Raw genomic sequence first — 23985 nt, 5'->3', positions numbered from 1 at the left:
TGGCGGACGCGCGGCTGACGGCCTCCCGGTACGTGCCGCGAGGGCAGCCGCCCGATGGCTCCTTCCGCGTTCCTACCGGCCCTGCAGCGACTTCACGTTGTCACCGAACGTCCAGCCCTTCGAACCGTCCCAGTTGATCGACCAGGTCATCAACCCCTTGAGCCGGCCACCGAAGCTGTTCCACGCCTGCCCCACCAGCGAAGGGCTCATGTACCCGCCACCGGCTCCCGGCTGCGCGGGCAACCCGGGAACCTGCTTGTCGTAGGGCACCTTGATCGTGGTGCCCTGCACGACCAGCCCCTTGTCGAGGCACTGCGTCTGCGCCACGAACCCCTGCACCGTGCCGGCCTGGTAGCTGTCACCGGAACACCCGTACATGGACCCGTTGTAGTACTGCATGTTCAGCCACCACAGACGCCCGTTGTCCGCGTACTTCTTGATGATCGGCAGGTAGGCGCCCCAGATCGAGCCGTACACGACGCTGCCGCCCGTCACGTACGCGGTCTCCGGTGCCATGGTGAGCCCGAACCCCGGCGGCATCGCCGCCAGCACCCCGTCGATGATGCGGACGAGGTTCGCCTGCGACGCCGACAGCTGGCTGATGTTGCCGCTGCCCACCAGCCCGGTCTCGATGTCGATGTCGATCCCGTCGAAGTTGTACTTCTTGAGGATCGGCACCACGGTCGCGATGAACCGGTTCGCCACGGCCGCCGAGCTCAGGTCGATGCCCGCGGTGGCGCCGCCGATCGACAGCAGGATCGTGGCCCCGGCGGCCTTCGCCGCGCACATCTCGGCCGGCGTGGCGACCTTGACGCCCGTGTCCATGCCGTCCTCCCACAGCACGGTGCCGTCGGAGCGGATGACCGGGAAGGCAGCGTTGATCACGTTGTAGCCGTGCTGCTTGATGCGGGCGTCGGTGATCGGGGTCCAGCCGAACGGCGGGTGCACGCCATTCGCCGCGCCGTCCCAGTTCTCCCAGTAGCCGTGGAGAACTTTGCCCGCGGGGCGCGGTTTGAGGGCGCAGGTGTCGGCAGCCCGAGGTTGCGGTTCAGTTTGGGCCTGTGCCTGGGTGGGGATGAGGGTGCTCAGGAGCAGCAGCAGGGCTGTCAGCGCCCTGGGGAACGTGCGGGCAGACATTCACTCACCTTTCGCTTACAGGCGGCGACCCTCTGTCATTGAAGCACGAAATGGTCCAGACCTCTAGCGCGTGGGCTGGGGAGGCTGGTGGTCGCTGAACGCCGACGGCGGGCCGTGACGGCATGGGGGCGATAGTGATGCTGCCTTGCCACCCGCGCGGAACTCCTCCGAGCCGTGGGACGGAACCGGCCGACGCGGCACAGGACCGCAAGGCCGCCACCCTTCAACCCCACCAGCCAGCTGCGGCACCGCTCCCGGCACAGAGTCGGATAGCGCACCTCCACGCCGGAGAGCGAAGCTGCGCTCCCGCACGGCCGGTCAGCGGTCGCCCCTTCCCGCGTCTTGGCGCGGCATCCGGCGACTACGCGGACCTCAGGCCGCCTTCAACGACCAGAGAGCTTCCTCGGACACCTCCCACAGCCGGGCAGCCGACTCCAGGTCCTGCGCGTAAGGAGCGACGCCTCGGAGGTGCGAGTCGCCCGCGACAGGCACCGCCTCTCCCCAGGCGCAGGCGCGGCGTCCGATGGCGTCGCGCCCCGCGGACCTCAGGCCGCCTTCAGCGACCACAGGGTTTCCTCGGACACCTCCCACAGCCGAGCAGCCCACTCCGGATCCCGCGCGTAGAGAGCCACACCGCAGAGGTCTGAGTCGCCCGCGACAGGCACCGCCCCTCCCCAGGCGCGGGCGCTGCGCCCGATGGCGTCGCTCCCCGCGGACCTCGGGCCGCCATCAACGACCACAGGGTTCCCTCGGACACCTCCCACAGCCGGGCAGCCGACTCCGCATCCTGCGCGTAGAGAGCCACACCGCAGAGGTATGTGAGTCGCCCGCGACAGCCACCGCCTCGCCCCCAAGCCTGGCGCGGCATCCGGCGGCTACGCGGACCTCAGGCCGCCTTCAGCGACCACAGGGTTTCCTCGGACACCTCCCACAACCGGGCAGCCGACTCCGGATCCTGCGCGTAAGGAGCCACACCGCGAAGATGCGAGCCACCCGCGACGGGCGCCGCATCGGCGCAGTCCTCGAAGTACCGGCCGGAGATGCCGTCCAGCAGGGGCGAGGTGGCGACGACGAGGGTGGTGGCGGCGCCCTGTTCCGGCGTCTTCACGCGGCGGGTGGCCGTGGCGCCGCTGCGGCGGATGCGGTCTTGGAGTTCCTCCGTGGTCAGGTGGCGCTGGAGGTTCGTGGCGATGCTGCCGGGCATCAGGGCGTTCATCGTGACGCCCTCGCCGGCCCAGCGGCGGCCTGCCTCCACGCCGAAGAGGATGTTCGCGGTCTTCGACTGGCCGTAGGCCTGCCAGCGGTCGTACTCGCGGCGGGTGTAGTGGAGGTCGTCGAAGACGACGTCGCTCATGAGGTGGGCCGAGGAGCTGACGTTCACGACCCGGGCGCCTTCGGCTCGCAGGGAGTTGAAGAGGCCGTGGGTGAGGGTGAAGTGGCCGAGGTGGTTCGTGGCGAACTGGAGCTCCCAGCCCTCCGGCGTGCGGGTCAGCGGCGTGGCCATCACACCCGCGTTGTTGATCAGCAGGTGCAGCGGGCCGTCCCAGTTGCGGGCGAAGGCCTTCACCGACGCCTGGGACGCCAGGTCGAGCTTGGCGACCGAGATGGCGCTGTTGCCGGTGGACCTCGCCAGGGACGCGGCCACCCGGTGGCCCGCGTCGGCGTCGCGGGCCGCGATCGTCACCTCGGCGCCGGCGGCGGCGAGGGCGCGGACGGTCTCCACGCCGATGCCCGACGCCCCGCCGGTGACGACGGCGCGGCGGCCGGAGAGGTCGACGCCCTCCACGACCTCTTCCGCCGTGGTCTCGAAACCGAATCCTGTGGTGATCATGCGTGCACCTTCAGCGTTTCCTCGGAGACCTCCCACAGCTGGGCGGCGGCCTCGGGATCGGCCGCGTGGGCGGCCAGGCCGTCCGTCATGCCCTCGGCGTGCGGGAGCGCCTCGTCGCAGTCTTCGAAGTAGAGGCCCGAGCGGCCCTCCACGAGGGGCGAGACGGCCAGCACCAGCGTGGTGGCCGCGCCCTGTTCCGGCGTCTTGAACCGCACCGGCTTGCCACCGCCGCGCAGCCTGCGCCTCTCCTCCAGCTCCTCCGGCGTGATGTGGCGCTGCAGGGCCGTCAGGATGCCGCCGGGCATCAGCGCGTTCATCGTGACGCCCTCGCCGGCCCAGCGGCGGCCCGCTTCGACGCCGAAGAGGACGTTCGCCGTCTTCGACTGGCCGTACGCCTGCCAGCGGTCGTACTCGCGGCGCTCGAAGTGGATGTCGTCGAACACCACCGGGCTCGCCAGGTGGCCGGTCGAGCTGACGTTCACGACGCGGGCGCCCTCGGCGCGCAAAGCGGCGAACAGGCCCAGCGTCAGGGTGAAGTGGCCGAAGTGGTTCGTGGCGAACTGGAGCTCCCAGCCCTCCGGCGTGCGGGTCAGCGGCGTCGCCATCACACCCGCGTTGTTGATCAGCAGGTGCAGCGGGCCGTCCCAGTTGCGCGCGAAGGCCTTCACCGACTCCTGCGAGGTCAGCTCCAGCGGGGCGACCAGAACCGCGCTGTTGCCCGTCGAGGCGGACACCTCGGCGGCCACCCCGCGCCCCGCCTCGACGTCGCGCGCTGCGATGGTGACCTCAGCGCCCGCGGCGGCCAGCGCCCGCACGGTCTCGACGCCGATGCCCGACGCCCCACCCGTGACCACGGCGCGACGGCCGGAGAGGTCGACCCCCTCGACGACCTCGAGAGCGGTGCTCTCGAAGCCGAACGGGGTGGTGATGCGCTCACTCATCCGATTCCCCTGCCTGTGTCGTACACTGAAACGGAGGTTCCTCCGGTTCGGGTTCCACCGTAAACGGAGGGCCCTCCGTTTGGCAAGTGACCCACAGGAGTGATGAAGTGCGCGCTGACGCCGTCCGCAACCGGGGACTGCTGCTCGAGGTGGCACTGGACGCCTTCACCCACGGCGGGGACACGACGCTGGGCGCCATCGCCAAGGAAGCCGGCGTCGGCATCGGCACGCTCTACCGGCACTTCCCCACCCGAGAAGCGCTGATCGAGGCCGTCTACCGCACGGAGCTGGAGAAGCTCTGCGACGCGGCCCCCGAACTGCTGGAGAGCAACGACCCCGAGTCGGCGCTGCGGGAGTGGATGAACCGCTTCATCGCCTACATCGCGACCAAGCGTGACCTCAAGGACGCGCTGCAGGCCGTGATCGCCCTGGGCGGCAACCCGTTCGAGCACAGCCGCGCCAAGCTGACCGAGGCGATCACGCGGCTGCTGGCCCCGCTGGGCGCCACCGCGCAGCCGCTGGACGTGATGACGCTGCTGGTCGCGGTCGCCCAGAACCAGGACGCCGATCAGGCGAAGCGGCTGCTCGACCTCGTCATGGCCGGGATCCTCCACGGCGCTGCTCGAACCGCTCGATGATCGAAGGCACCTCGCCGAGCAGGAACTCGTAGAAGTCCCGCATGTACTCCAGCCGTTCGCGGGCGGGCCCCGGCCCGACGGACCGCACCCCGGCCGAGACGGCGGCCAGGATGTCGTCGATCGGGGCGTGCTGCCTGCCGTACAACGTCGTCCACGCCCGGTCGCGCATGCGGTAGTGCTCACGCCGGCTGCCGGGCGCGGGCGCCCGCTCGACCAGCCCCATCTGCAGCACCATCTTGATCGCGCCGGACACCGATCCCGCGCTCGCCCCGAGCTCCTCGGCCAGGTCCCCCGCGGTCAGCGACGGCTCGTCGGTGAACAGGAACGCCGCCAGCACCCGCGCCGCCATCCGCTGCATCCCCGCACCGCTCAGCGTCAACGCCAGGTGCTCCGCCGCGTGCCTGCGCCCTGTCTCGCCCGTCACAGCCACCCTGTCTTCAGAAATTTCTGAACGTTCGCTAGCCTCGATCCTAGGGGGAAGGGGCGGGCATGGCCACAGATCTCACAGCTTTCGCGCGCACCGCGCTCGTCGTCGGCACCGGGATCGCCGGCCTCGCCGCCGCGCTCCGGCTCACGCACAACGCGTGGCAGGTGGTCGTGCTGGACCACGGCACCCACCACGACCCCGTGCCGATCACCGGCCCGGACCGCCACGCCGCGCGACGACTCGCCGCGCTTCCCCACGACCTGCGCTTCGAGACGCGGCACAGCACCGTCACCGCCCTGCGCCCCGACCGCTTCGGCGTCACGGTCGCGTTCAACGACCACGACGACGAGTGGTTCGACGTCGTGGTGTGCGCCCAGCCGTGCTGCCGGGCGGAACGATTACCCGGCCTGGGCGTCGACGCCTGGTCCCGCGACCACGTGGCCCTGCTGCACCGCGCCGTCCGCGACACGGGTCTCCCGCTGAGCGCGGCCGAGCTGCTCGCCGACGCGTTCGACGTGCACACCGACGAGCACGCGGCTTTCGCCTGGTGGGAAACCACCCTGCAGCCACACGCAATTAGGCGGGCCTTTACCCGCGTTCGGTAACTGTGCGGGTCATGACCACGTTACGGAGACGTACCTTCATCGTGGGCGGGCTCGCGGGAGCGAGCGCCGGAGTTCTACTTCCCGCACTGGCCAACGCGATCGGCTACCCGTTCACCCTGGGCGTCGCGTCCGGCGAACCGGCGGCCGACGGGTTCGTGATCTGGACCCGCCTCGCCCCGAACCCCCTGAACGCCGACGGTCTCGGCGGTATGCCCGGCACCAACACCGCCGTCGAGTGGCAGGTCGCCACCGACGAGCGCTTCACCGCCATCGCCCGCACCGGCACCTTCACCACCACCCAGGCGGGCGGGCACGCCGTCCACGTCACCCTCACCGGCCTGGAACCGGGCCGCGAGTACTGGTACCGCTTCCGCACCGGCGGCCACATCTCGCCCGTCGGCCGCACCCTCACCGCACCGGCCGTGGGGACCCAGCCCGAGCTGACGATGCTCTTCGCGTCGTGCTCGCACTACGAGGAGGGCTACTTCACGGCCTACCGCCGCATGGCCGAGGAGCACCCCGACCTGGTCCTGCACCTCGGCGACTACATCTACGAAGGCGGCGCCACCACCACGAAGGTCCGCCAGTTCGCGCCCTCCGCGGAGATCAGCACGCTGGCGAACTACCGCGTCCGCCACGCCCAGTACAAGACCGACCCGGACCTGCAGGCCGCGCACGCCGCAGCGCCCTGGCTGGTCGTCTGGGACGACCACGAGGTCGAGAACAACTACGCGAACCTGATCCGCAACGACACCAACCCCGCCGGTGACTTCAAGGCCCGCCGCGCGGCCGCCTACAAGGCGTACTACGAACACATGCCGCTGCGCAGCGCCCAAGCGCCCACGGCCGAGAACATGCTGCTGCACCGCAGGGTCCGCTGGGGCAGCCTCGCCACGTTCCACATGCTCGACACCCGCCAGTACCGCAACGACCAGGCCTGCGGTGACGGTACGAAGGTCTGCCCGGCCGCCGACGACCCCGCGCGCACGCTCACCGGCACGTCGCAGGAGACGTGGCTGATCGACGGCCTGCGGCAGAAGCTCGGCACGTGGGACTTCCTCGGCCAGCAGGTGTTCTTCGCGCAACGGCTCGCCGCGGCGGACGGCTCGAAGAGCATGGACGCCTGGGACGGCTACACCGCGAACCGCACCCGCATCCAGAACGCGTGGGACACCAACGGCAACAAGGGCACCGTCGTGCTCACGGGCGATGTGCACCGCAGCTGGGCCGCGAACCTCATGCAGAACTACGGCACCCAGAACCGGATCATCGGCACCGAGCTCGTCACCACGTCGGTCACATCCGGCGGTGACGGCAACGCGGCCGACAACAGCCTCAACCCGACGCTGAACCCGCACGTCAAGTACTTCAAGAACCTGCGCGGGTACGTGAAGACCCGCACGACCTCAGCGGAGATGCGGGTCGACTTCCGCGCCGTCGACAAGGTCACCGTCCGCGACTACCCGGTCAAGACCGTCGGCAGCTACGTCGTCGAGTCGAACAACCCCGGATTGCAGGCGCCGTGAAGACACTGCTGATCGCGAGCCTGCTGCTCGCCCCTGCCCCGATGACGTGGTCGACGGTCAACAGCGACTCGACCGGCGACCAGGACAACGCGTCCGTCTCCTCCTCCCGCAACGGCTACACGGCCGTCGTCTGGGAGGACGACCGCGACACCACCGCCCCCGAGGACCCCGTCCACTCCGACGTCTGGATCCGCCTCTACAAGGAGGGCGCGTCGGTCTACGAGAAGAAGCTCTCCACCGGCGGCACCGGCACGTGGCGGCACTGGCAGCCGGACGTGTCGGTGCGCGAGGACGGCAGCGCCGTCGTCGTCTGGTCCGAGGACCCGGACGGCAACGGCTACTACAACATCGCCGTCCGCTCCGTCAGCGCGAGCGGCACCGTGTCCGGTTCCGGCACGGCCAACGCGAGCGCCGACGGCCAGCAGTACTTCCCGAGCGTCGCGGCGGACCCGGACAGCACGGGTTTCGCGGTCACGTGGGAGGACAAGCAGGGCACGAACGCATCCACCACCCGCGTGAGCATGTTCGCGTCGATCAGCTCCAAGTCCTACGAGGCGCAGGTCAACAACGCCGGTGGCACCCACGCCAAGCCGCAGGTCGCGATGGGCGCGGCGGGCAACGCGGTGATCGTGTGGGAGGCGGACGCGAACGTCGCCCGCAAGATCGTCACCCCGGCCGGTGGCGTCAAGCAGGCGCAGACCACGACGGGGCAGGGCAAACGCCCCGCCGTGGCGGCCGGCTTCAACGGCGACTTCGCCGTCGCCTGGGAGCAGTCCGGCGTCCGCGTCCAGTCGTTCACGGCGGCCGGGACCTCACGCGGTGCCGTCGCCCAGACCACCGGCGCCGACCCGCAGATCGGCATCGACGACCAGCTCGGCGTCGCGGTGACCACGGCGGAGGCGCAGGACGTGCACATGAGCGTCTACAACCCCGACGGCACCACGACCGGACGGCCGGAGCGGCAGCTCACGGTCTCCAACGCCACCGGCAGGCAGGACGAGCCGGCCGTGGGCGTCGACCCGTGGGGCCGCATCACCGTCGTCTACACCGACGACAACGACGGCAACTCCTACGACCAGATCTACCTGGGCACCGGTCTGAGCACCCAGCGGTGGTGAGTCAGCGCTGATCGAGCGGCCTGCGTCGCTGGTGGGGATCCAGCAGCGACGCGGGCTTCCAGCCCCCGCTCACGTCGTAGGTGTCGACGCCGGGCGGCACGATCTCGTCGATGCGGTCCAGCACGTCGTCGGTCAGCACCAGCGAGGCGCCCTCCAGCAACGACTCCAGGTGCTCCATCGTGCGCGGACCGGTGATCGCCGAGGTCACGGCCGGGTGCGTCGTCACGAACGCGACGGCCAGCGCCGGCAGCGACACCCCCATCTCGTCGGCGAGCCCCGCGAACTGCTCCACCGCGTCGAACTTCGCCGTGTTGCCCGGCAAAGACTCGTCGAACCGCTCTGGGGTGAGCGTCGCCCGGAACGCCTCGGCAGCCCCGCCGCGCCGGTGCTTCCCGGACAGGAACCCGCTGGCCAGCGGGCTCCACACCAGCACACCCATTCCGAGCCGCCGCGCCGTCGGCAGCACGGACCGCTCCACCCCGCGCGCCAGCAGCGAGTAGGGCGGCTGCTCGGTCCGGAACCGCATCAGCCCGCGGTCGCGCGCCACCCGGTCGGCCTCGACGAGCTCCTCCGCCCCGAACGTGGACGAGCCGAACGCACGGATCTTGCCCTGCCGCACCAGGTCCGTGAGCGCGGACAGGGTTTCCTCGATGTCCGTCTTCGGATCGGGCCGGTGCACCTGGTAGACGTCGATCCAGTCGGTGCCGAGGCGGCGGAGGCTGTCCTCGACGGCGCGCACGACGTACCTGCGCGAGTTGCCGCCGCGGTTGCGGCCCTCCCCCAGCGGGAAGTGGAACTTGGTGGCGAGCACGACGTCGTCGCGCCGGCCTTGCAACGCCTTGCCGACGATCACCTCCGAGTCGCCCGCCGAGTACATGTCGGCGGTGTCGACGAAGTTGATGCCCGCGTCGAGGGCGCGGTGGATGATCCGCACGCCCTCCTCGTGGTCGTTGTTGGCGACCGAGCCGAACATCATGGCGCCGAGGCAGTGGTGGCTGACCTCGATGCCGGTTCCCCCGAGCACGCGATAACGCATAGTCATGCGGGGAAACCTAGGAACTAGAGTCGTCTCTAGGTCAAGAACCTATGCTCGGACGCATGGGCTTGAGCATCGGACAGGTCGCCGAACGCACCGGACTGAGCGTGCACGCGCTGCGGTTCTACGAGAAGGAAGGCATCCTCGCGCACCAGGTCCACAGAGGACCGGGTGGTCGCAGGGTCTACACGCAGCAGGACGTGGACTGGCTGCGCATGTGCATCATGCTGCGCATGTCCGGGATGCCGGTGCCGGAGATCCGCCGCTACACCGAGCTGGTCCGCCAGGGCGACGGCAACGAGCCGCAGCGGCTCGACATCCTCAAGGAGCACCAGGAGCGCGTGCGGCAGCAGATGGTGCAGCTGCAGGAGTGCATGGACCTGATCACCTACAAGGTCGGGAAGTACGAGGACTACGTCAATTCGATCGCCGCCCGCGCGGTCGGCCAATAGGGTGCGGACCATGCCTGTCGTGCTCTCGCTGAACATCGCCCGCAAGACGGTGCCCGTCGACTACGCCCGCACGGGCGCGACCGGGATCGGCAAGCACCCGGTCGACGGCCCGCTGGAGGTCACCGCACCCGGTCCCAAGGGGACGGCCGGCAGCGGTGTCGCGGGCGACTCGATCGGCGACCGGTCGGTGCACGGCGGCGACTACCAGGCCGTGTACGGCTACGCGCGCGAGGACCTCGACTGGTGGGCGTCCGAGCTCGGCGTCGAGCTCGGCAACGGCCAGTTCGGCGAGAACATCACCACGCAGGGCATCGACCACACGACGGCGCTGGTCGGCGAGCACTGGCGGATCGGCACGGCGCTGCTGGAGGTCACCGGGCCGCGCATCCCGTGCCGCACGTTCGCCGAGTTCCTCGGGCAGCGCGGCTGGGTGAAGCGGTTCACGCAGGTCGCGCGGCCCGGCGCCTACTTCCGCGTGCTGGAGCCGGGCCTCGTCGGACCGGGTGACGAGATCACCGTGGTGCACCGGCCCGGCCACGACGTGACGGTCGAGCTGTTCTTCCGCGCCGTGACGACCGAGGCCGACCTGCTGCCCCGGCTCCTGGAAGCCGGCGACTCGGTGCCGCCCGAGGTGGTCGAGCTGGTGCACAAGCGTTCGGTCGTCGAGCTCGACTCCTAGTGGTGCTTTGTCAGGTGCTGCTGACCTGGGCTTTTATATGTGTAGGTGTCAGGTCTGGACGGTCGTCGACAGGTCTGGCAGACGCCTGTCCAGACCGCGAGTAAAGATTTGAGTTCGCGCAGAACTACGTAGAGGGTCAGGCCTCGCAGAGCTTCTGGGTGCGGCAGAGCTGGGTGCAGATGTGACGAACGCTTGCATCCCTAATCGCTTGAGATCCTGTGACGTGAGTTCGACTATCTGTCTTCCTGCACGACAGAAACCCGCACTACGTCGTTCGTGAAAGCAATCCGTACAAACAGGTCACATCGACGAACATGGCATGTGTTGTCGCGTCATCACCGCGACGGGTGAAGCATCGGAGCAAAAGGCTATTCGTGAGCGCCGCAGCTAACTCGTACGCATCGAGGGCGCTGCTGAATAGGCCTTGCTTCTGGCCAGCGGCTACAGCTGGCGCGATGACACCGGGAAGGTCGAGTTCACGCTTGACCTCGACTGCGGTCTCAGGCGAGGTGGCTGTGTCGCGTCACCACCACATGAGGATTGATCCGGATGGCAATGTCGTCGTCCACCTGTGATTTCAGTTCGTCGAACTGGGCTCGAAGTCCTTTGACGACGATCATTGCCTTGCTGGGAACAGCTGTTTCAACGCGGCGAGTGGTACGCCGGATCGAATCGAAATATTCATCAGCGTCGTGGCGAAGTAGCCTCGAGCTGCGAACTCCGCTCGGGCCGCATCGATGACCGCGCTGCGGGGATCTGCTGGAAGGTTGTCGATCATGCTGACTTCATAAGTCAGCATAGCCCTGGACCAGTGGGGTAATCGGCGTGGCTGTGCCCTCCCGAGCGCACCGCAAACGGAACACGGCTCGTTCTCGGCTCCGGCCTGGCCCGGTCAGGTAGGTCGTGGAGCGCGCGATCAGCCTGGTACCACAGCATGAAACGGCTGCGCATCCGCCGGGAACGCCGCGACGACATCCACGAAGTCCTCTCGGCCTCGCCACCTGCATCATTTGCCACCGACACGTCCGACGATCGTGTTGGAGCCAGTTAGTTTCGACCGTCCCGATCGGTCTCGTTCAGTTCGTCGAGTTGCCGTTGGACGCGTTGGGCGTCGGTGTCGCGGTTTTGTTCCCGGTACAGCTCCAGCGCCTCTCGCCAGATCGCGCGGACCTGCTCGTGCCCCAGGGCGGCGTGGGGGTGGCCGAGGTTGTCGAGGGTGTTTGCGATCAAGTAGGTGTTGCCGAGAGTGCGGAACAGGGTGAGGGCGTGCTGGTAATGATCAAGGGCTTGGTGGTGGTCGCCGGTGCGGTGAGCGATGAAACCCAAGCTGTCCAGGACGGACGCCTCGACCTCGAGGTCATGCTGGTGTCGTAGCAGCGCAAGGGCGGCGCCGCAGTGGTCGCGTGCGGTGCCGAAGTCGCCCAGGCGCGCGGCGTACCAGCCCACCGCGTTGAGCGCGATGGCTTCCCGCACCGGATGGCCGAGGGTGCGATGGAGAGCGAGGGCATGTCGGGCGTGGTCGAGAGCCTGCCCGTCGTCCCCTCGTCGTTCCCAGGCGAGTGCGACCATCTGGTGGGTGTGTGCCTGTTCGGTGAGATCGCGGTGGCGCACGGCTTGGTCGAGGGCGCGGTTGAGGTGTTCGGATGCCTCCTCGTGCAGTCCCAACAGCGAGCAGACATTGCCGAGGAACCGGTGAGTGCGACTGCGGATGGCGGGATCGGACAGGTGTTCGGCGGCGTCCAGCGCCATCCGCCACGAGGCGAGCGCATCGCGCAGGTGCCCCCGCCGGCGGAAGAAAGTCTCCAGCGTCCAGGCGAGGTGCCAGACGATGTGGTGGCGTCCCAAGGCGATTGCGGTGTTTTGGGCGGCGAGGAGGGTGGCGTGTTCGGCCTCCAGCCAGGCCGTCGCGGCTGCGGCGTCGGGCAGCGGGTGCGGGTGGACGCCGGGCGCGGGTGGGTCGGGCCGTACGGGCTGCCGGTGGGGAGCGAGGAGGCGGTCGGCGGTGCGGGCAGTGTGCAGATAGAAGTCCACCACCCGCACCAGGGCTGTCTCTCGTACGTTGTCGGGCAGGTCGTGTGCAGTGGTGGCGGCGTAGTCACGGATCAGGTCGTGCATCGCGTACCGGCCGTGCAACTGTCGTTCAGTGAGAGATGCTTCTTCCAAAGCGGAGAGGGCCTTCCGTGCACGGGCCGGAGACAGGCCGGTGAGGGAGACCACGGCTGGCAGGGTGGTGTCGGTGCCGGGAGCGATGCCCAGCAGCCCGAACACGGCGCGCTGCGTGTCAGTGAGTTGGCGTAGGGACCAGGACAGCACCTTGGGCAGGCTCGCTGCGGGGTCGGTGTCGTGGTCGAGTGTCTCAAGTCCCAGTTGGCGCAGTTCGGCGGCGATCTCAGCAAGGGAAATGGCGGGGCGGGTAGCGGCGTTGCGGGCAGTGATCGACAGTGCCAGCGGGTAGCCGCCGCACAATTCGATCAGATCCTCGACGGCGTCGGCTTCGGCGACGATGCGGTCACTGCCGACGCGCGTGGCCAGCAAGGCGTGTGCCTCGTCCGGGGTGAGGACGCCCAGGGTGAGGTGGCGGGCGCCGTACCGGTCGATCAGGGAGGCGAGCCGGTGGCGGCCAGTGACCAGCACGGTGCAGGTGGGGCTGCCAGGCAGCAGCGGAACGACCTGATCGGCGGTCGCCGCGTTGTCCAGCACTATCAGCATTCGCCTGCCCGCGACCAGGGTCCGGAACAACGCCGCCTGCGTGTCCAGATCCGGTGGGATGCGTCCGGGATCTACACCGAGGGCGTCGAGAAACCCGCGCACCGCCGCCGCCGGGCCCACCGGGTCGCTAGCCGCGCTGAACCCCCGCAGGTCCACGAACAACTGCCCGTCGGGGAAGCGGTGCAGGTTGCGGTGCGCCCAGGCCAACGCCAACCAGGTCTTGCCGATTCCCCCCGCACCGCCGATCGCCGAGACCATCACCGTCGCACCTGCGACGGGTAGTTCGGTGCGGATCGGTCCAGGCAAGGCGGTGCCCGCTCCACTCGGGGCGGCGGTGATCAAAGCATGATCCAGCTCGATCAGGTCTGCTGCCCGCCCAGCGAACAGCCCGGGCGCGGCGGGCAGTTGCCGCGGTATCACCTGCGCCAGCGGAGAAGGTGCCGCGTGCAGGTGCACATCGCCGTGAATTGCGCCGGCTTGCACTACGCCGCCCGCATGACCTGATGTCGTGTTATGCACCTCAGGTCCGTGTCGAGCGCGGGACGCGTCAGACTCTTGGGACTGCTGCGGCTCGGGTGCCATCACCTCGAACACCTCCTCGGCCTGGTCGGCAAGTCGCAGCGTCGCACCGCGGTCACCGGATGCCGGCCAGCGCTGGCGAAGTTCACCCGACCGCTCGAACCTGCTCCACAGAGACGGACATCATCGGCGAGTCGTCACCGCGACGTGCTCTTCGTGGAGCGGAGTGCACTGTCTGGTTGCCTGTTACCGGTCGGGCTGGGGTTCGATCTCACGGCCGGGTTGTGGTTGTTCGGGGTCGTCGAGGTGAGGTTGATGATCGGCGGATGGTTCCAGTGCGCGGCCAGTGCGATCGTGTGCGGTGATCAATTCCGTGTGACGTTCTTGTCGTTCCCGATCGCGGGTGCCCTCGGGTTCATCCGCGCAGCTCGAACTCGTTGCGCAGGCCGTCGATCCGCCTGGTGAGGTGGTGGCGTTCGGCGCGGACCTGCGCGATGGGCGAGGGCGGGATGGCGCACCGAGCCCGCTTGCGTGCGATCTCCACCGTATGTTCCTCGGCGGCTTTGCGGTCGTCCCAGGACTCGAGCAGGAGCAACCGCCAGTCCACCGCGGCCGAGACCCAGTCGGTGACGGCGTGCACGCTGCCCCGGATCTGGCAGTTGCCGCGCTTGCCCAACGCTCCGCAACACATCCGCGCCACATCCGACACCGCACCTGACAAAGCCCTACTAGTGGTGCGACGCTCCACTAGACCGGGAAACGCCTGACCCAGCGCTTCTGCCACGGCGTCTCGACGGCGCGGCGGTGGTAGTTCGCGCGCGTCCACGCCACGGCCTCGTCGGCGGGCACCCCGGCGAGCACGGCGAGGCACGAGATCACCGTCCCGGTGCGTCCCACGCCCCCGCTGCACGCCACCTCGACCTCCTCGCCCGCCAGGGCACGGGCGTGCAGCGAGCGGATCAGCCTGATCGCGGACTCGTGGTCGCGCGGCAGCCGGAAGTCCGGCCAGTCGATCCAGTCGTGCTCCCACGGCACGTCGACGGGCTTGGGCTGCAGGTACACCCCGTACCGCGGGTGCGGTTCCACGATCTTGCCGTCGCGCAGGCCGCGGCCCGTGATCACCGCGCCGTCCGGCAGTCGGACCTTCTTCACGCCACTCCCCAGAGATCTCTCAAGCGAAGACCAGCACCACCAGCGGCGGAACCCCTTCCGCCGCAACGCCTCCCCACGCCTGGTTGCGGGGACGGCTCAGCTCCAGCCGGTCGGCCACGGCCAGCACCACGCTGCCCAGCAGCATGAACCACGACACGTAGAGGATCAGCGTACGACCGACGAGCTCCTGCCCGCCGTGCAACGCGAAAAGCCCCACGACCAGACCGCCGGCCAGGAACAGGTTGTAGAACCCCACCCCGAACGCCCACAGCCGGATAGCCGGCACGTCCGAGGCGGGCTGGCCGAACATCGACCGGTGCACCCGTCCGATCAGGAACGCCTCGCAGACCCACACGACCACGTGGACGAGGGCGGCGATCCCGGCGGCGACCTGGGCGACGACGCTCACCGCGACACCCCGTGCCGGGACAGCGCCTCCAGGCCGTTCGACGACAGGTCGCGGAAGAACGCGCCCATCCGCTCCCCCACGGCGAACGCCAGGAACTGCACGGACGGCGTGTGCACGGTGAAGGTGTGCAGGGCGTCGGGCGGGATGGCGATGGCGTCACCCGGTGACAGGTCGTGCAGCTCTCCCTCGAGGAACACGGCCATGCGCCCGTGCAGCACGTAGTACACCTTCGGCCACGGAGTCCGGTGCGGTGGCGCGGCCTCGTCGCGCGGTGCGTCCACCTCGAACAGTTCGCAGGCACCACCGGTGTCCTTGCCGGAGAGGCGGACGGTGATCTTCGCGTCGGGCACGGACAGCTCTTCGCCCTCGCCGGTTGTTGTCATCATGCCCGGAAGAGTCCACTCGCGGCGGGAGCGGCTGTATCCCGGAAAACTGGGATCCCCGCCGGGCCGGCCCCAGCGCATACTGCGAAGCATGTGGGAGGGTCGGGCGCAGGGCGTGCGACGCGACGTCACGGCACTGGCGAGCGCGGGGCTCGACGTCGCGGAACTGCACGCGGCGGCCATCGCGCTGGTGGACCGCGTCGTCCCGTGCGAGCTCACGTGCTGGGCGTCGATGGACCCGGACTCCGGAGCGTTCAGCACCATGACGAGCGGCGTCAACCGCATCCCGCAGCAGTACGAACCCGTGCTCGCGACGTGCGAGTACACGCCCGGCGAACCGCACACGTTCGCGGCGCTGGCCCAGCGCGGCGACACGGTGGCGAGGCTCGAGGACCAGCGGTCTACCCGGCTCAACGAGGTCTGGCGGCCGCTGGGCCTGCGGCACGAGCTGCGGGCGTTGTTCCGCGCCGACGAGACGTGCTGGGGCGGCGCGGGAATGGTGCGCACCGGCGACTTCAGCGAGCGCGAGCTGGAGTTCATGGCCTCCGTGGCTCCCGCTCTCGGCGCCGCCACCCGGGTCGCGGCACGGACGGCTGCCCGGCGGACGGGGACGCCCGCCATCGTCGTCGTCGCCGGCGACGGGACGATCCGCGCGTCGACCGCCTCCACGGCGCAGTGGCGCGACGAACTGGAGGAGGTCGCGCCGGGCCGGTTCGCGGTGATGCTGCGGGCGGCGGCCGCGGGAGCGCGCTCGGGCACGTTCAAGGCGCGGGTCCGCGACGCCCACGGCGGCTGGGTCCTGCTGGAGGCGAGCAGGCTCGTGGGCGGCGACGACTTCGACGCGGCCGTGACGGTCAGCCGGGCGTCCGGCGCGGACCTGCTGGGGCTGCTGCTCAAGGCGCACGGCGTGACCTGCCGCGAGCAGGACGTCTGCCACGAGGTGCTGGCCGGGCAGCCGACGTCGGAGATCGCGGCACGCCTCGCCATCTCGCCGTACACCGTGCAGGACCACCTCAAGTCCGTGTTCGCGAAGTTCGGCGTCCGCAGCCGCGCGGAGCTCGTCGCCAAGCTGTCCTGACCGGCCACCCCGCCGAGGGTGCTGCCGGGCCGCGGGTTCAGCGAACGGCGCCCTGCGGCCACAGAACCGTGACCGGCACACCGCGCGACCGCGCGTAGGCCACCACGTCGGCTGTGCCGCCGGGTCCGCGTCCCGGCCGGCCGTCCCACACCGCGAGCAGCGAGTCGGACTCGTCGACCATCCGCCGGCCCGCCTCCCGGTAGGCCTCCGGGTCCGGTGTGACGTGCGGGAGCTGGACGACGCGGCCCGCACGGGCGAGCAGGCCGTCGTAGACGGGCCGGTACCCCTCCGGCAGTGCCTCGCGGTAGCGCGTGGCCGGCAGCACGGCGACGAGCTCACCACCGGCGTCCAGCACGGCCTGCGCGAACACCGCGTCCGCGCCGTCGGCCAGGCACGACACGCCCACCACCGCGGTGTCCGGGCCGTCGCGTGCGACGACGGCGCGGATCATCCGGCCGACCTGCTCCTCCAGTTCGGAGGAGAGGCCGCGGTGTCCGGTGATGGCGAGCCGAGTCGTCACCCGTGAAGGATAGGCAAAGCGGTGTCAGCGGCGGTTCCGTTCCGCGATGGCCAGGTAGTGGACGTTGGTCATGACGCCGAGGACGTTGCCGAACGGGTCGACCACCGACGCCGTCACGAACCCCTCGCCCCGCACGCGCGGTTCGTCGTGCGGCTTCGCCCCGAGCTCGCGGAGCCGCTGCAGCGTCGCCTCCAGGTCGTCGACCGCCCAGTAGAGGACCTGCCCGCCGGGGGTGTCCGAGGGCGTCACCGCGAACTTCCGGTTCACGATGCCGAGCTCGGCCTGGTAGTCGCCGATCCGGAACTCGACGTAGCCCAGCACGCCGTCGGGGGTGCTCCGCTCGAAGTACGCGTCGACCCCGAGGAACTCCGCGTACCAGTCGCGGGCCGCGGCCAGGTCGTCGGCGAAGTAGGACACGGTCGACATTCCTCGCAACACAACTGCCTCCAGGGAGTTCGGTCTGTCAGGTGAGCTTCGGCCGTAAAGTGCTCATCCACTGAGCACTTTCCGCGGGAATCTGGAGACATGCGCGCAGACCGTCTCGTCGCCGCCCTTCTGCTGATGCAGGCCCGCGGCCGGGTGACCGCCGCCGAACTCGCCGAGGAGCTGGAGGTCTCCCGCGCCACCGCGCGCCGCGACCTGGAAGCGCTGTCCGCGGCGGGGGTACCCGTGTACCCCCAACCCGGCCGGGGCGGCGGCTGGTCGCTGGTCGGAGGTGCCCGCACGGACCTCAGCGGGCTCACCTCGGCGGAGGCGCGGGCGCTGTTCCTGGTCGCCGGGCCCGCGACGTCCGTCGCGCCGGAGATCAGGTCGGCTCTGCGCAAGCTCGTGCGGGCGTTGCCGCGGACCTTCCGCGCCGACGCCCAGGCCGCCGCCGGGGCGACGGTCGTGGACACGGCGGCGTGGGGCGAAGACGCGAAGGACCGGCCGGACCTGGTGGCGGTGCTGCAGGAGGCCGTGGTGCGGCAGGTGCGGGTCCGGCTGACCTACCGCAAGCGGGGTGAGGCACCGCGGGGTCGCGTGGTCGACCCGTGGGGGCTCGTCGACAAGGACGGCACCTGGTACTTCGTCGCCGGCACGGACGACGGGCAGCGCACGTTCCGGCTCGACCGGGTTCTCGGCGCCTCCCTCACCGGCACCCCCGCGTCCCGGCCCGCCGGCTTCGACCTGGCGGGCGCCTGGGACGAGGTGGTCACGACCGTGGAGCGCAAGCGGTCGGAGACGACGGCGGTCGTGCTGGTGCCCACGCGGTTCCTGGAGGTCTTCCGGCACCAGCACGGCCGCCACTGCACCGTCGTCGAAGAACGGGGCGAGCACACGAAGGTCGAGCTGACGGCGCCACGCCCGCTGGACATCGCGCGCAACGTCGCGGGCTGGGGCGGCCTGGTCGCGGTCGAGTCGCCCGAGGTCGAGGAGCACCTGGCGCGCATCGGCGCCGAGCTGGTCAGCCGATACCCGCGTGCCGCTCCAGGCGGGCCAGCCGAGTCATGATCATCTCCAGGACCTGAGCGGGGTCCGGTGCCGCCTTGCGCTGCTTTTGCAGGTGCGCGATGCCCGCGAGCGCCGTCTGCACCGCCCGGCGCGCGCTCTTGATGTCCACGCCCAGCCGTCGCAGCTCCTCGCCGCCCCCGCCGTCCGGTTCGGCGACGATGCCGAGCAGCAGGTGCTCGCAGCCCACGTAGTTGTGGCCCAGCGCGATCGACTCGACGACCGCGAGCTCCAGCGCGGACGCCCCGTCGTCGGCGAACCCCGGCCCGTCACCGGTGCCCGCGGGAACGGACGACAGCGAGCCGGGGTCGATGTCGAGCGCCCTGAGCACTTCCAGGGCGAGGTTCGCGCCTTCGGCAACCATGCCGGCCAGCAGGTGCGCCGTGCCGATCTTCGAGCCCCGCGCGCTCCCGGCGGCGTTCTCGAGCGCCTTCCACGCCCGCTCGGTGAACTGCTGGGGTCTGTCGCTTGCGAGGTCCTCGAACGTGAGTGCGCGGATCGCGGTGATCCGCTTGACCGAACCTTCGAGTGCCCGTTGGCAGATCGCCGACACGGGAATGTTCATGTCCTTCACCGATTCGGCCAGGTCATCGGGGAGGTACACGTTGATTTTTGGCATAACCCCATTAGTACCCCCATATGGGGTTATGGTCAACGGCGAACGCGGCAACCGTCACACTTGTGAGTGATCAGAGGGGACGGGAGCACCCGCGTGGAGGAGAGCAGCAGGCTCATCGGTAGCCGCTACCAGCTGAAGAAGAAGATCGGCCAGGGCGCGATGGGAGTCGTCTGGCAGGCCTATGACGAGCAACTCCAGCGCGTGGTCGCGGCGAAGGAACTGCTCGCGCTGGACGGCGTCGACGACGCCAGGGTCGAGCGCTCGAAGGTCAGGGCGATGCGCGAGGCCCGGCTGGCGGCACGACTGGAGCACCCGAACGCCATCCGCGTCTACGACGTCGTGGAGGACGACGGACGCCCCTGGCTGATCATGGAGTACCTGCCGTCGCGCAGCCTCGCCGCCGTCATCGCCGAGCAGGGCACCCTGCCGCCGCGCGAGGTGGCCCGCATCGGCTGCTACACCGCCGCCGCGCTGGCCGCCGCGCACCGCCACGGCATCCAGCACCGCGACGTGAAGCCCGGCAACGTCCTGATCGGCGACCAGGAGGTCAAGATCACGGACTTCGGCATCTCGCGCGCCACCGGCGAGGACGCCACGGCCACCGCGACCGGCACCGTCGGCACGCCCGCGTTCTTCTCCCCCGAGGTCGCCCGCGGCGAGGACGCCGGTCTGGCCTCCGACGTCTTCTCACTCGGCGCGACGCTCTACAACGCCGTCGAGGGCAACCCGCCCTTCGGCACCGCGGACAACCACCTCGCGATGCTGCACCGCGTCGCCGGCGGCGCGATCATGCCGCCCGCCAACGCCGGTCCGCTGCTCGCGCCCGTGTTGTTCCGGCTGATGGCCAACGAACCCGAGCGCCGGCCGACCATGCAGGAGGCCGTCCACCTGCTGGCCGCGGTCGTCAACGAGACGCCGCAGGCCTCCGAGGCGACGGTGGTCATCCCGTCGACCGTGCAGCTGCCGGTCGAGGCCCAGCCCCAGGAGAAGGCGAAGCAGGAGGCCGGTGCCGCGGCGGCCGGGCTGGTCGCGGGTGCGGCGGCGAGCGAGGCGGCCGGACTGACGGCCCCCAAGCCCGAGCCCGCCGAGGCGGCTCCCGAGGCGATTCCGGAGGCGATCCCCGAGCCGGAGCCCGAAGCGGTACCGGAACCCGAGCCCCGGCCGGCACCGGAGCCCGCGCCGCAGGCCGCACCGCAGCCCGCGCCCGAACCCGAGCCGAAGCCCACCGTCGTCCAGGCAGCAGTGCCGAGCGCCACGGCTGCCGAGACGCCTCCGCCCGCGCCTCCCGCCGAGGACGAGAACCGCCGCAGGTTCCCGCTCGTCCCCATCGCGATCGTCCTGCTCGTGATCGCGGTCGGCGTCGGCTCGTTCCTGTTGTGGCCCAAGGGCGACGGCGGCCAGAACGCCCAGGCGCCGACGAGCGGCCCGCAGTCGACGGGAACGCAGGCCCAGCCGACGACCGGCGAGACCCAGCCGCAGTCGCAGTCGCCCACGGAGTCCAGCCAGACGCCACCGGCCGGCTCGCAGACGCCCCCGCCGCAGAACACCCCGAGCCAGCCCCCGCAGCCGCCCGCCGGACCGGCCAACGCCCAGGAGGCGCTCACCTCCTACTACGCGTTGCTGCCCGGCGACCTGACGACGGGCTGGACGTTGCTCACCGACTCGTTCAAGGCGGGACGCGGGCTGACCTGGGAGGGCTACCAGTCGTTCTGGCGCAATTACACCTCGGTGCAGCTCTCGAACTTCGTGCCGCAGGGTCCCAACGCCGTCACGGCGACGCTGCAGTACCTGCAGGGCCAGAACGTCGTCCTGACCGAGACGCACACGTTCACGTTCGTGCAGCAGAACGGCAAGTGGCTGATCAACAGTCAGGCATGATCTCCCCATGACCCGACGCGCACTCGTCACCGGAGCCTCTCGCGGCATCGGCGCCGCCATCGCCACCGCCCTCGCGAGCGGTGGCCACCGCGTCGCCGTCCACTACCGCTCCGGCGCGGACGAGGCGCGGGCGGTGGCGGAAGCGCTGGACGGAGACGGCCACGTCACCGTCCAAGGCGACCTGGGCGCCGACCAGGCGGGGCAGGTCGTGGCCGAGACCGTCGAGAAGCTCGGCGGTCTCGACGTCCTGGTCAACAACGCGGGCATCTACTTCCACCACCCCATCGGCACCACGAGCTTCGAGGAGTGGCAGCAGGCCTGGCGCCGCACGGTCGAGCTCAACCTGTACGGACCGGCCGACCTCGCCTGGCACGCCGTGCGGCACATGCAGCCCGGTGGCCGCATCATCAACGTCGGCTCCCGGGGCGCCTTCCGCGGCGAACCGGACGCCCCGGCGTACGGCGCGGCGAAGGCCGGTCTGCACGCGATGACCCAGTCGCTGGCCCAGTCCCTCGCCCCGAAGGGCATCGCGGTGGCGGGCGTCGCGCCGGGGTTCGTGCGCACCGAGATGGTCACCGACCTGCTCGACAGCCCGGCGGGCGACGAGATCCGCGCGCAGAGCCCGTTCGGGCGGGTCGCCGAGCCCGAGGAGGTCGCCGCGGCAGTCGCGTGGCTCGCCACCGAGCACGCGGTCTGGGCCAGCGGCACGATCATGGATGTGAACGGGGCCTCCTACCTGCGGTGACGTCTCGCAGGTCCGACCGGAACGAGTTCCGGTCCCGAGTCGATCTTCCGGCAACCGGTCTAGACCACTAACGTCCGCGGTGGGCGCTCGACGAAGTGGAAGGCCACCCCTGCAATGCGTTCACTCCGCTCCCGCCTCGGTGCCGCCGGCCTCGCGCTGGCCGCCGCCGCGGCGACCCTGACCGTCATGGCGCCTGCCGCGCAGGCCGCCTACCCCGCCGGGTTCAAAAGCGTCGGCTACATGCCGTCGTGGTCCGGCAACGTCAGCACGCTCCCCTACAACAAGCTGACGCACATCAACTACTCGTTCGTGCTGCCGAACGCCAACGGCACGCTCCAGGGCGTGCCGGACCCCGCCAAGCTGCAGCAGCTGGTGAGCCTCGGCCACCAGAACGGCGTCAAGGTCTCGATCGCCGTCGGCGGCTGGAACGACGGCAACGACGACAACTTCGAGATCCTCGCCGCCAGCGCCAACGGCCGCACGACGTTCGTCAACGCGTTGATCAACCTCGTCAACCAGTACGACCTCGACGGTGTCGACATGGACTGGGAGTACCCGGATCCGGGCGTCGAGGGCGACAACTACACGCTGCTGATGCGCCAGCTCGGCGACCAGCTGCACAGCCGGGGCAAGCTGCTGACCGCGGCCGTCATCTCCGAGGGCGGCACGGCGAACGGCGTGCAGCCCGCGGTGTTCGGCATCGTCGACTGGCTGAACATCATGGCCTACGACGGCGGTAGCCCGCACGCGAACTACGACTGGTCGATCGCGTCGGTCAACTTCTGGAAGAACCGGGGGCTGCCCGCGAGCAAGGCCGTCCTCGGCGTGCCGTTCTACAGCCGGCCGACCTACATCTCCTACCGCGACCTCGTCGCGCAGGACCCGGCCAACGCCCACCGCGACTCCTACAACGGCAACTCCTACAACGGCCTGCCGACGATCCGGCGCAAGACCCAGTGGGCGCTGGCCAACGCGGGCGGCATCATGAACTGGGAGCTCTCCCAGGACACCACCGGCAGCACCAGCCTGCTCAACGCCATCTGGGAGACCGCCGGCGGCGGCACCCAGCAGCCCACCGGCGGCACCATCACCGGTTTCGGCGGCAAGTGCGTGGACGTGGCCGCGGCGAACTCCGCCAACGGCAGCGCGGTGCAGCTCTACACCTGCAACGGCACCAACGCGCAGCAGTGGACGCGCAACGGCAACACTCTGCGCGCCCTGGGCAAGTGCCTCGACGCGTCCGGTACCGCCAACGGCTCCGTGACGCAGCTGTGGGACTGCACGGGTGCGGGCAACCAGCAATGGACCCTCGAGTCGAACGGCCAGCTGCGCAACGCGGCGTCAGGAAGGTGTCTCGACGCCACCGGGAACAGCTCCGCCGACGGCACCAGGCTCCAGCTCTGGGACTGCGCCGGCACCGCCAACCAGCGGTGGACGATCAACGCCTGACCCCAGGAACTTCAGGCCGATGACGCAGGCGATGATCCCGGCGAGGAACACGATCTTCCACGCGGAGACCGGTTCCCCACCGGTGATCATCGCCCACGTCACCGTCAGGGCCGCACCGACGCCGACCCACACGGCGTACGCGGTGCCGACCGGAATTCGTCTCATGCCAACGGAAAGCCCGACCATGCTCAGCGTGGCGGCCACCACGAAGAGCACGTAGGCCCCCTGGGACAGCGCCGTCGCCCACACGGCTTCGAGCACGGCGCTCGCCAGCAACACGGCCCAGTGCATCAGCTCACCACCTTCAGGCCCGCGACGCAGCCGATCAACGCGACCAGCAGCAGCGCCCGCGCCACCCCGAGCTTCTCCTCACCGCGCAGCACCGCGACGAGCACCGTGAGCACGGCCCCCACGCCGACCCACACCGCGTACGCCGTGCCGACCGGGATCCCCCGCATCGCCCACGCGAGACCGACGACGCTCAGCGTCATCGACACGGCGAACACCACCACCGGCCAAGGCCTGCGGAATCCGCGCGACGCCGCGAGCGCCGTCGCCCACACCGCCTCCAGCACGCCGGAGGCCACCAGCACCACCCAGTACATTGGTACGACCGTACCAGAAACGCCCTGGCGTGGCCGCCACG

28 protein-coding genes are annotated in these 23985 nt (G+C 70.1%); 11 read left to right on the top strand and 17 right to left on the bottom strand.

All coding sequences use genetic code 11. The annotated features are described in order from the left end of the window. Positions 1-72 precede the first annotated feature (72 nt). From L6E10_RS36480 to L6E10_RS36465, 4 genes are all read right to left on the bottom strand, one after another. Positions 73-1137: a chitinase gene (locus tag L6E10_RS36480; protein ID WP_236224722.1), complete on the bottom strand. Its 1065-nt coding sequence runs from the start codon at positions 1135-1137 to the stop codon at positions 73-75. Positions 1138-1509: 372 nt separating this feature from the next. After that, complete coding sequence (locus L6E10_RS36475; RefSeq protein ID WP_236224721.1) at positions 1510-1704, bottom strand: hypothetical protein; 195 nt, start codon at positions 1702-1704, stop codon at positions 1510-1512. A 319-nt stretch (positions 1705-2023) separates the two neighbouring features. Beyond that, complete coding sequence (locus L6E10_RS36470) at positions 2024-2968, bottom strand: SDR family NAD(P)-dependent oxidoreductase (RefSeq protein ID WP_236224720.1); 945 nt, start codon at positions 2966-2968, stop codon at positions 2024-2026. Beyond that, positions 2965-3909, bottom strand: coding sequence for an SDR family NAD(P)-dependent oxidoreductase (locus L6E10_RS36465; RefSeq protein ID WP_236224719.1), 945 nt, complete (start codon positions 3907-3909; stop codon positions 2965-2967). The genes L6E10_RS36470 and L6E10_RS36465 overlap by 4 nt, the downstream gene beginning before the upstream one ends. Positions 3910-4016: 107 nt before the next feature. On the opposite strand from L6E10_RS36465, the gene L6E10_RS36460 reads away from it, so the two are divergent. Beyond that, a complete protein-coding gene (locus L6E10_RS36460) occupies positions 4017-4547 on the top strand; it encodes a TetR/AcrR family transcriptional regulator (protein WP_236224718.1) in 531 nt (176 codons plus the stop codon). On the opposite strand, the gene L6E10_RS36455 is transcribed toward L6E10_RS36460, so the two are convergent. After that, positions 4504-4971, bottom strand: a complete 468-nt coding sequence (locus tag L6E10_RS36455) for a GbsR/MarR family transcriptional regulator (protein ID WP_236224717.1) — start codon at positions 4969-4971, stop codon at positions 4504-4506. The two genes, L6E10_RS36460 and L6E10_RS36455, sit on opposite strands and share 44 nt — an antisense overlap. Before the next feature lie 65 nt (positions 4972-5036). On the opposite strand from L6E10_RS36455, the gene L6E10_RS36450 reads away from it, so the two are divergent. From L6E10_RS36450 to L6E10_RS36440, 3 genes are read left to right on the top strand one after another with little or no spacing between them, the layout of a single operon-like run. Continuing rightward, positions 5037-5579, top strand: a complete 543-nt coding sequence (locus L6E10_RS36450) for an FAD-binding protein (RefSeq protein ID WP_236224716.1) — start codon at positions 5037-5039, stop codon at positions 5577-5579. 11 nt (positions 5580-5590) lie between these two features. Further along, entirely contained in the window at positions 5591-7105 is a 1515-nt protein-coding gene (locus L6E10_RS36445) for an alkaline phosphatase (RefSeq protein WP_236224715.1), read from the top strand. Continuing rightward, positions 7102-8223 (top strand): hypothetical protein, encoded by a 1122-nt coding sequence (locus L6E10_RS36440; protein WP_236224714.1) that lies wholly within the window; start codon positions 7102-7104, stop codon positions 8221-8223. Before L6E10_RS36445 ends, L6E10_RS36440 begins: the two co-directional genes overlap by 4 nt. 1 nt (position 8224) lies before the next feature. Here the strand turns inward: L6E10_RS36440 and L6E10_RS36435 are convergent, their stop codons facing one another. After that, positions 8225-9259: an aldo/keto reductase gene (locus L6E10_RS36435; protein ID WP_236225073.1), complete on the bottom strand. Its 1035-nt coding sequence runs from the start codon at positions 9257-9259 to the stop codon at positions 8225-8227. A 62-nt stretch (positions 9260-9321) separates the two neighbouring features. Here L6E10_RS36435 and L6E10_RS36430 point away from each other — a divergent pair, with 62 nt between their 5' ends. Next, positions 9322-9711, top strand: a complete 390-nt coding sequence (locus L6E10_RS36430) for a MerR family transcriptional regulator (RefSeq protein ID WP_236224713.1) — start codon at positions 9322-9324, stop codon at positions 9709-9711. A 10-nt stretch (positions 9712-9721) separates the two neighbouring features. After that, positions 9722-10390 (top strand): MOSC domain-containing protein, encoded by a 669-nt coding sequence (locus L6E10_RS36425; RefSeq protein WP_236224712.1) that lies wholly within the window; start codon positions 9722-9724, stop codon positions 10388-10390. 616 nt (positions 10391-11006) lie between these two features. Here L6E10_RS36425 and L6E10_RS36420 read toward each other — a convergent pair. From L6E10_RS36420 to L6E10_RS36395, 6 genes are all read right to left on the bottom strand, one after another. Beyond that, positions 11007-11168, bottom strand: a complete 162-nt coding sequence (locus L6E10_RS36420) for a TetR family transcriptional regulator (RefSeq protein WP_236224711.1) — start codon at positions 11166-11168, stop codon at positions 11007-11009. Between the two features lie 269 nt (positions 11169-11437). Continuing rightward, entirely contained in the window at positions 11438-13693 is a 2256-nt protein-coding gene (locus tag L6E10_RS36415) for a tetratricopeptide repeat protein (RefSeq protein ID WP_308102953.1), read from the bottom strand. A gap of 340 nt (positions 13694-14033) precedes the next feature. Next, the gene (locus L6E10_RS36410; RefSeq protein ID WP_308102972.1) at positions 14034-14318 is read right to left on the bottom strand and encodes a transposase; all 285 of its coding nucleotides are present in this window, start codon (positions 14316-14318) and stop codon (positions 14034-14036) included. Positions 14319-14365: 47 nt separating this feature from the next. Further along, entirely contained in the window at positions 14366-14770 is a 405-nt protein-coding gene (locus L6E10_RS36405; protein WP_236224709.1) for a protein-tyrosine phosphatase family protein, read from the bottom strand. Between the two features lie 19 nt (positions 14771-14789). After that, positions 14790-15179 carry a DUF1304 family protein gene (locus L6E10_RS36400; protein ID WP_236224708.1) on the bottom strand — a complete coding sequence of 130 codons (390 nt, stop codon included), beginning with the start codon at positions 15177-15179 and terminating at the stop codon, positions 14790-14792. Further along, positions 15176-15565, bottom strand: coding sequence for a cupin domain-containing protein (locus L6E10_RS36395; RefSeq protein WP_236224707.1), 390 nt, complete (start codon positions 15563-15565; stop codon positions 15176-15178). Before L6E10_RS36395 ends, L6E10_RS36400 begins: the two co-directional genes overlap by 4 nt. A gap of 88 nt (positions 15566-15653) precedes the next feature. Here L6E10_RS36395 and L6E10_RS36390 point away from each other — a divergent pair, with 88 nt between their 5' ends. Then, complete coding sequence (locus L6E10_RS36390) at positions 15654-16640, top strand: helix-turn-helix transcriptional regulator (RefSeq protein ID WP_236224706.1); 987 nt, start codon at positions 15654-15656, stop codon at positions 16638-16640. 37 nt (positions 16641-16677) lie between these two features. Here the strand turns inward: L6E10_RS36390 and L6E10_RS36385 are convergent, their stop codons facing one another. Both L6E10_RS36385 and L6E10_RS36380 read right to left on the bottom strand, forming a co-directional pair. Next, positions 16678-17160, bottom strand: a complete 483-nt coding sequence (locus tag L6E10_RS36385) for a hypothetical protein (RefSeq protein WP_236224705.1) — start codon at positions 17158-17160, stop codon at positions 16678-16680. Between the two features lie 24 nt (positions 17161-17184). Further along, positions 17185-17586: a VOC family protein gene (locus L6E10_RS36380; RefSeq protein ID WP_236224704.1), complete on the bottom strand. Its 402-nt coding sequence runs from the start codon at positions 17584-17586 to the stop codon at positions 17185-17187. Positions 17587-17685: 99 nt separating this feature from the next. Between L6E10_RS36380 and L6E10_RS36375 the strand changes: the two genes are divergently transcribed. After that, positions 17686-18651: a YafY family protein gene (locus tag L6E10_RS36375; protein WP_236224703.1), complete on the top strand. Its 966-nt coding sequence runs from the start codon at positions 17686-17688 to the stop codon at positions 18649-18651. Here L6E10_RS36375 and L6E10_RS36370 read toward each other — a convergent pair. Continuing rightward, positions 18605-19267 carry a Clp protease N-terminal domain-containing protein gene (locus tag L6E10_RS36370; RefSeq protein ID WP_236224702.1) on the bottom strand — a complete coding sequence of 221 codons (663 nt, stop codon included), beginning with the start codon at positions 19265-19267 and terminating at the stop codon, positions 18605-18607. The genes L6E10_RS36375 and L6E10_RS36370 overlap by 47 nt on opposite strands. A 93-nt stretch (positions 19268-19360) precedes the next feature. On the opposite strand from L6E10_RS36370, the gene L6E10_RS36365 reads away from it, so the two are divergent. From L6E10_RS36365 to L6E10_RS36355, 3 genes are all read left to right on the top strand, one after another. Continuing rightward, entirely contained in the window at positions 19361-21145 is a 1785-nt protein-coding gene (locus tag L6E10_RS36365; RefSeq protein WP_236224701.1) for a serine/threonine-protein kinase, read from the top strand. 7 nt (positions 21146-21152) lie between these two features. Further along, on the top strand, positions 21153-21890 hold the full coding sequence (locus L6E10_RS36360) for an SDR family NAD(P)-dependent oxidoreductase (RefSeq protein WP_236224700.1): 738 nt from the start codon (positions 21153-21155) through the stop codon (positions 21888-21890). Positions 21891-22004: 114 nt separating this feature from the next. Continuing rightward, positions 22005-23339, top strand: coding sequence for a glycosyl hydrolase family 18 protein (locus L6E10_RS36355; RefSeq protein ID WP_236224699.1), 1335 nt, complete (start codon positions 22005-22007; stop codon positions 23337-23339). Here the strand turns inward: L6E10_RS36355 and L6E10_RS36350 are convergent. Beyond that, complete coding sequence (locus L6E10_RS36350; protein WP_308102952.1) at positions 23232-23630, bottom strand: SMR family transporter; 399 nt, start codon at positions 23628-23630, stop codon at positions 23232-23234. The two genes, L6E10_RS36355 and L6E10_RS36350, sit on opposite strands and share 108 nt — an antisense overlap. Continuing rightward, on the bottom strand, positions 23630-23944 hold the full coding sequence (locus tag L6E10_RS36345) for a multidrug efflux SMR transporter (protein ID WP_236224698.1): 315 nt from the start codon (positions 23942-23944) through the stop codon (positions 23630-23632). Before L6E10_RS36345 ends, L6E10_RS36350 begins: the two co-directional genes overlap by 1 nt. Positions 23945-23985: the final 41 nt, after the last annotated feature.

The sequence above is a fragment of the Lentzea sp. CC55 genome, from assembly GCF_021056325.1.
Taxonomy (GTDB): Bacteria; Actinomycetota; Actinomycetes; order Mycobacteriales; family Pseudonocardiaceae; genus Lentzea; species Lentzea jiangxiensis.
Note: the sequence above shows the minus strand (reverse complement) of the source record. Positions and strands in the feature narration are given on the sequence as shown.